Genomic DNA, 6,613 nt, shown 5'->3' on the forward strand with positions numbered 1-6,613 from the left:
GGAGGCATCCGAAGGTGGAGGATGACGAAGGAACGACTCCCAGGAGGTAGGACCGTGTTTGGAATCGGGCGGCGTAAGTCCCAGGGCCAGCTCGCCAAGGCAGAGCTGAACCAGAGCATCAGCCACCTGAGGCAAGCAGCCAACCACGCCGCCAAGGGCGCGGGCGCGACCGTCGGCCCACGGGTCCAGGTGGCCCGGGGCTACGTCGGGCCGGCCGCGGTGAAGGTGCGCGACCGCGCGTCGACCGGTTGGGGGACGACACTCACCACGCTGGCACCGCTGGCCGCGGCGGCCCGTGACGGCGCCGCGCAGGCAGGGCCGCTGACCAGGAAGGCCAAGTCGAAGACCATGCGGATCACGGGTAAGAAGAAGCAACCGCGCCGTCGCGGCTCGATGATGACCGGCCTGCTGGCCGCGGGCGCCATCGCCGGACTGGCCGGGGCCGTCGCCCTGCGCCGCCGCCGCGAGCAGCAGGAGTGGGCCGAGTACGACCCGACCCGCACCCTGGAGCCGATGCGCAACGAGGTCGACTCGATCGAGGTGCGCACCCCGGCCGCGACCAAGGGGTCGGACGGGTCCGCCATGTCCGGGATGACCGGCGCGGGCAGCTCGGCGGTCGCGGGCGGCGACAGCGCCAGCACCACCGGCCCGGCCAACGCGACCAAGCAGACCGACGTTCGCCCGACCGACAAGGTCCCGTCGGTCGCCGAGGGTGCCAAGGACGTTTCGGGACGCCCGGCCGACGACCTCACCAAGGCGCTGAGCAAGGACACCGCCCGCACCAACGGCCGCCGCTGATTCCGACAGCAGCGCAGCGAGCGCCGGCGATGCGGGCCTCCCCCCGCGCGCCGGCGCTCTGCGTGTGCGCTGCGCGTGTCGGCGGCGCCGGTCGCGTGCTCTGCGCGTGTCGACGCCCCGTCGCGTGCTCTGCCCTGTCGGCGCTGCCCGCCGCGCGGGCCGGTCAGAGCCAGCCGTTGCGGCGGAACCAGCGGTAGAGGGCCAGCGAGACGGCGAGCATGAGGGCCAGGGCCACCGGATAGCCGTACATCATCTTCAGCTCGGGCATGTTCTCGAAGTTCATGCCCTCGACGCCGGCGATGGAGGTCCAGACCGCGGCGATGGCTGCCCACGCGGCGATCTTGCGCATGTCGTTGTTCTGGTCGACGGTGACCTGGGCCAGCCGCGCCTGGAGGATCGAGTTCAGCAGGTCGTCGTACGAGTTCACCTGCTCGACCGTGCGGCTCAGGTGGTCCTGCACGTCCCGGAAGTACTTACGGATCTCCTTGGGCACGTCCCGGTTGACCTGCGAGGTCAGGTTCATCAGCGGCCGCTGCAAGGGGACCACAGCCCGCTTGAACTCCACCAGCTCACGCTTCATCTGGTAGATCCGCTGGATCCGCCCGTGGCTGTTGCGGTCGAAGACCTCGGCCTCCAACTGGTCCAGGTCGTCCTCGAGCTGTTCGGCCACCTCCAGGTAGAGGTCGACCACCCGGTCGGTCACCCCGTACGCCACCGCCCACGGCCCCTGGAGCAGCAGCTCCTGCTTGGTCTCCAGGTCCGCCCGGACCGGGGAGAGCCGGCAGGCGTCACCGTGCCGGACGCTGATCAGGAAGTTCGGGCCGATGAAGAGCATCACCTGACCGGTCTCGACCACCTCGGAGGTCTCGGTCAGCTCGGTGTGCTCGCAGTACCGGGCCGTGCGCAGCACCAGGAAACTGACGTCGCCGAAGCGCTCCAGCTTGGGCCGCTGCTCGGCCTTCACGGCGTCCTCGACGGCCAGCTCGTGCAGGCCGTACGTCTCCGCGATGGCAGTCATCTCGGCCAGCTCGGGCTGGTGCAGCCCGATCCACACGAAGCCGTGCTGCTCGCGGCGTGCGGCCTCCAGCGCCTCGGCGTACGCCCAGTCGCCGGGCTGCCGCTTGCCGTCGATGTAGAGCGCGCAGTCGACCACCCCGCTGCGCCCGGTGTCGGTGGACGCCGGGGTGGGCGGGGAACCGTCGACGTTGAGCATCCGGGTCACCGCCCGGACCGGGGACGGCCACGCTCGGGGTCGCAGCACCCGAGATGTGTTCAGCGGCGCCGTCCGGCCCCGCTCTGCCCGATCCGTCATCGCGACACCTCCCCGCGCTCGCCTGCGGCTTGCAGGCTACGCCGATGGTGGCCACCGGCAGGTGTGACGGCGGTCGCGGGTGCGGCGCCGGGCGGGCCGGGCCGCATCCGGGGGGTGCAGGGACGACCGGCCCACCCGGCACCCGTGGGGGCGAGGGTTGTGCTGCACGCGTGACCCGGGGTGGCCGGTGGTGATCCCCGCTACACCTGACGGATGACGCTCGCAGCATTGTGGGCCGCCGGCCGCCCGCTGGGGAGCCCCGGGACGGCCGGCATCGCCTTTTTGTCGGAAACCCGACAGAAGATCAGCTTCGGCTGGCCTCGACGGCCTCGGCGAGCCGGCGTACACCCTCGTCGATCCGGTCGGCCGTCACCGCCGAGAAGGCCAGCCGCAGGGCGTGCCGCCCGCCGTCGAGGACGAAGTCGCTGCCCTTGACGACGGCGACGCCACGCTCGGCCGCCGCCGGGACGAGCCGGTCCACCAGCACGTCCTCCGGGAACTCCACCCACAGGAAGTAGCCGCCGTCGGGCTCGACGAACCGGGCCTGCGGCAGGTGCCGGCGCAGGGACTCGGCGAGCACCTGAGCCCGCTCGCCCAGCGCCGCCCGGACGGTGTCGATCGAGCGGTCGATGTCGCCGGAGACGCAGAACTGGTGCACGATCGCCTGCGACACCATGCCGGGCGAGATGTAGAGACTCGTCGCGTTCTTGGCGATGTCGGCGATCAGATCCGCCGGGCCGACCAGGTAGCCGACGCGTACGCCCGGGCAGACCGTCTTCGTGAAACTCGACGCGTGCACGACGACGTTGCGGGTGTCCAGCGAGAGCATCGACGGCAGCGCGTCGCCCCGGAAGCGGATGTCCGCGTACGGGTCGTCCTCGAAAATCGTGAAGTTGTACTCGGCGGCCAGGTCGAGCAGCTCACGGCGCTTCTCCAGCGACAGCGTCACGCCGGCCGGGTTCTGGTAGTTCGGGATGACGTGCGCGAGCCGGGGGCGCACCCCGGACTCCAGCAGCTTGCGCAGCTCGGCGGTGTCCAGGCCGTCCGGCTGGACGGCGACGCCGTGCAGCTCGCTGCCCATCCGCTGGAGGTTGAGCAGCGTGCGGTCGTACGTCGGACGCTCGACGACCACCGCGTCGCCGGGGCGGATCAGGTGGTCGAAGAGGAACGCGTCGGCCTGGAGCGACCCGTTCGTGACCAGCACCTGGTCGGCCGCGACCCCATGCTTCTCGGCGATCCACTTGCGCAGCGGAACGTAGCCGACGGAGGTGCCGTACGCCGTGACCCCCGCCGGATCGGCGTCGAAGGCACGTACGGCGGCGGCCTTGAGCCCTTCGACATCGACGATGTCCAGCGAGGGGGCCCCACGGGCAAAGGAGATCAACTGCTCGGCGGTCATGGATATTGAGCGTACGGGCGGCGGCGGGGGACGCGCCGACGGCACGGCGATGTCCGCATCCTGAGCCACCGGGACGGGTGACGTTCACCCTCCGGTCGGCAGCAGATCAGACCGGAAGTGCGAGCGAGTCGTGCTGCGCCGCTCGGGAGAGGCCGTCAAACTGCACGCCCAGAAAATCGAGGAGCGCGCTCCAGTCGACGTAGGAGCGCCACGCGGCGATCCTGCCCCGGCGCGCCCGTACGCCGTGCTCGCCGCCGAGGAGCGGCTGACCATGCTCGCCGACCTGGCCGCGCTGCCCGGCTGACCCGGTTGGCCGGAGCGGCACCGCCGGCCGGCGCTATCCTCCACCGGTGACGGGGAGCAGGACGAGGGAGGATGTCGCGATGATCGGAATGGTGCTCGCGGCCGGAGCGGGACGACGGCTGCGCCCGTACACCGACACCCTGCCCAAGGCGTTGGTGCCGGTGGACGGCGAGACGACGATCCTGGACATCGCGCTGGGCAACCTGGCTGAGGTCGGGCTGACCGACATCGTGATCGTGGTCGGCTACGCGGCGGACGCGGTCGTCTCCCGCCAGGCGGAGCTGGAGAAGAAGTACGGGATCACGCTCACCCTGGTGCACAACGACAAGGCCGAGGAGTGGAACAACGCCTACTCCCTCTGGCTGGCCCGGGAGTACTTCGCGCGCGGGGTGCTGCTGGTCAACGGGGACACCGTGCACCCGGTGAGCATCGAGAAGACCCTGCTGGCCGAGCGCGGCCCGGGCATCCTGCTCGCGGTGGACACCCTCAAGCCGCTGGCCGAGGAGGAGATGAAGACCACCTTCGACGGCGCCGGCCAGCTCACCCGGATCACCAAGATCATGGACCCGGGCGAGGCGTACGGGGAGTACATCGGCGCGACGCTGATCGAGCCGCAGGTGGCCGACGCCCTCGCCGACGCGCTGGAGGCGACCTGGCGACGGGACCCGAACCTCTACTACGAGGACGGCTACCAGGAGTTCGCCGACCGGGGCGGGGAGGTGCGGGCCGCGCCGATCGGTGACGTCCCGTGGGTCGAGGTCGACAACCACGCCGACCTGGCCCGCGCGCGGGAGATCGCGTGCCGCTACTAGCGCGGAGCGTCCTCACCCCGCTGCACATCGACGTGCGACGCGGGGCGGTCGCCGACCTGGCCGCGATCCTGGCCGACGGGCGGATCTCCTCGGGCGGTGACGTCGCGGTGGTGGTCGGCCCGGGCCAGGGCGCGCAGATCGCGGAGCTGATCCGACCGTCGCTGCGGACTGCCGACGTGTTCACCGTCGCCGGAGGCACGCTGGACGCCGCCGACGACCTGGGCGGCAAGCTGCGCGCCCGGTCGTATGACGCGGTGGTCGGCATCGGCGGCGGCAAGACCATCGACGTGGCCAAGTACGCGGCGACTCGCCGAGGGCTGCCGATGGTGTCGGTGGCGACAAGCCTCGCCAACGACGGGATCGCCTCCCCGGTGGCCAGCCTGATCACCGACGGGATCAAGGGCTCCTACGGGGTGCACATCCCGATCGCGGTGATCGTCGACCTGGACTTCGTGGAGAGCGGCCCGGACCGGCACAACCGGGCCGGCATCGGCGACGTGGTCAGCAACATCAGCGCGCTCGCCGACTGGGAGCTGTCCCGGCAGGTACGCGGCGAACCGGTCGACGGGTTGGCGGCCTCGCTCTCCCGAGCGGGTGCCGAGGCGGTGCTCAACCATCCGGGCGACATGACCGACGACGCGTTCGTCACCGTACTGGCCGAGGCGTTGATCTCCAGCGGCCTGGCGATGGCGGTCTGCGGCACCAGCCGACCGTCCAGCGGCGGCTGCCACGAGATCATGCACGCGGTCGACTCGCTCTTCCCCGGCACCGCTTCGCACGGCGAGCTGGCCGGTCTGGGCGCGCTGTTCTGCACCTGGCTGCGCGGAGATCTGCGCCGCTTCGGGGAAATGTCGGCCTGCCTGGCCCGGCACGGCCTGCCCCGACTCCCCGCCGAGGTGGCGCTCACCGACGACCAGTTCGTCGAGGCCGTGCAGTTCGCGCCGCGTACCCGCCCGGACCGATACACCATCCTCGAGCACCTGGCCCTGTCGCCTACCGAGACGCGGGAGCGGCTGGCAGACTACGCCGGTGCAATCCGCGACCAGCTTGGCTGACCCCCGTCCCACCATCGCCGACTTCCACCGGGTCAACCGGGGCGGCGGTCTGTTCAGCGAGTCGATCAGCCAGTGGCTGGGCGCGGTCGTCGCGCTGGTCGCGCAACGCCTCGGGCTACGCCCGACAGCGCTGACCCTCACCAACCTGGTGCTCGGGCTGGCCACCTCGATCTCCGTGGTCGCGCTCGCCAGCCCGGTCGCCGACGGTGACGTACCGGCCTGGGTGGTCGGTCTGATCGCCCTGGTCGGCTGGCAGGTGGCGTACTCCCTGGACTGCGCGGACGGGCAGCTCGCCCGGGTGACCGGCCAGGGCAGCCCGGCGGGCGCCCGGATCGACATCCTCTGCGACGTGGCCGCGCAGATCGCCCTGGTGGCCGCGCTGGCCGCCACCGCCGTAGCGCAGGAGCCGTCCACCCCGACCTGGCTGGTGGCCACCTTCGCGGGCACCTGGATGGTCAACCTGGTCACCTCGGTCATGCAGGCCGGCCCGAACGCCGCCAGCATGGTCACCTCGACCTCGCTGCCCGTACGCCTCGTGAAGCTGGTCCGCGACTACGGCGCGGTCGTCTTCGTGGCCGCCCTGGTGCTCGCCGTGGCCCCCGCGCTCGTCCTCTGGGTGCTGGTCGCGTTCACCATCGTCAACGGCGGTTTCCTGCTCGCCAGCATCGCCTTCTCCGCCCGCGCCTCTCTGTAAGGGCCCAATGGCGGGTCGGCGGAACGCCACCGAAACGGGCAGGGCCTCCCGCTCGAATCCCCTCACGGGTTGGATCTGGTCAGCACCGTTTCGTCGGAGCTGACGGGTTGTGCGACGAGGCGGCGGACGGCGTCTGCGTGAGTGTCGCCGAGCGGGTCGAGGACAGGGCTATTGCGTAGTGGTGTTGACCCTGGTCGCGGTCGGTATTTCGGTGGTCACGGCGGTGATGAGGTCGTGGGG

Annotated in this window: 7 protein-coding genes; 5 read left to right on the forward strand and 2 right to left on the reverse strand. The window is 71.3% G+C overall.

Going from position 1 to position 6,613, the window contains the following annotated elements; genetic code table 11:
• Positions 1–21: 21 nt before the first annotated feature.
• The gene (locus tag ACLQ24_RS13795; RefSeq protein WP_425891760.1) at positions 22–798 is read left to right on the forward strand and encodes a hypothetical protein; all 777 of its coding nucleotides are present in this window, start codon (positions 22–24) and stop codon (positions 796–798) included.
• A 163-nt stretch (positions 799–961) separates the two neighbouring features.
• Here ACLQ24_RS13795 and corA read toward each other — a convergent pair whose 3' ends face one another.
• Positions 962–2,110 carry a magnesium/cobalt transporter CorA gene (gene corA, locus ACLQ24_RS13800; RefSeq protein WP_425891762.1) on the reverse strand — a complete coding sequence of 383 codons (1,149 nt, stop codon included), beginning with the start codon at positions 2,108–2,110 and terminating at the stop codon, positions 962–964.
• Positions 2,111–2,414: 304 nt separating this feature from the next.
• A complete protein-coding gene (locus tag ACLQ24_RS13805; RefSeq protein ID WP_425891763.1) occupies positions 2,415–3,509 on the reverse strand; it encodes a PLP-dependent aminotransferase family protein in 1,095 nt (364 codons plus the stop codon).
• Positions 3,510–3,639: 130 nt separating this feature from the next.
• Between ACLQ24_RS13805 and ACLQ24_RS13810 the strand changes: the two genes are divergently transcribed.
• The 4 genes from ACLQ24_RS13810 (at position 3,640) to ACLQ24_RS13825 (ending at position 6,373) form a co-directional block, all read left to right on the forward strand.
• Complete coding sequence (locus ACLQ24_RS13810) at positions 3,640–3,813, forward strand: hypothetical protein (protein ID WP_425891764.1); 174 nt, start codon at positions 3,640–3,642, stop codon at positions 3,811–3,813.
• A 79-nt stretch (positions 3,814–3,892) separates the two neighbouring features.
• The gene (locus ACLQ24_RS13815) at positions 3,893–4,624 is read left to right on the forward strand and encodes a sugar phosphate nucleotidyltransferase (RefSeq protein WP_425891766.1); all 732 of its coding nucleotides are present in this window, start codon (positions 3,893–3,895) and stop codon (positions 4,622–4,624) included.
• Positions 4,612–5,679, forward strand: coding sequence for an iron-containing alcohol dehydrogenase family protein (locus tag ACLQ24_RS13820; RefSeq protein WP_425891768.1), 1,068 nt, complete (start codon positions 4,612–4,614; stop codon positions 5,677–5,679). The genes ACLQ24_RS13815 and ACLQ24_RS13820 overlap by 13 nt, the downstream gene beginning before the upstream one ends.
• The gene (locus ACLQ24_RS13825; protein ID WP_425891769.1) at positions 5,654–6,373 is read left to right on the forward strand and encodes a CDP-alcohol phosphatidyltransferase family protein; all 720 of its coding nucleotides are present in this window, start codon (positions 5,654–5,656) and stop codon (positions 6,371–6,373) included. The genes ACLQ24_RS13820 and ACLQ24_RS13825 overlap by 26 nt, the downstream gene beginning before the upstream one ends.
• Positions 6,374–6,613 lie beyond the last annotated feature (240 nt).

This window comes from Micromonospora sp. DT4 (genome assembly GCF_049841675.1).
GTDB lineage: Bacteria > Actinomycetota > Actinomycetes > Mycobacteriales > Micromonosporaceae > Micromonospora.

Excerpts from the sequence above, each read along its gene's own strand:
- corA (WP_425891762.1), bottom strand. The coding sequence starts at position 2,110 with ATGACGGATCGGGCAGAGCGGGGCCGGACGGCGCCGCTGAACACATCT.
- ACLQ24_RS13805 (WP_425891763.1), bottom strand. The coding sequence starts at position 3,509 with ATGACCGCCGAGCAGTTGATCTCCTTTGCCCGTGGGGCCCCCTCGCTG.
- ACLQ24_RS13795 (WP_425891760.1), top strand. The coding sequence starts at position 22 with ATGACGAAGGAACGACTCCCAGGAGGTAGGACCGTGTTTGGAATCGGG.
- ACLQ24_RS13815 (WP_425891766.1), top strand. The coding sequence starts at position 3,893 with ATGATCGGAATGGTGCTCGCGGCCGGAGCGGGACGACGGCTGCGCCCG.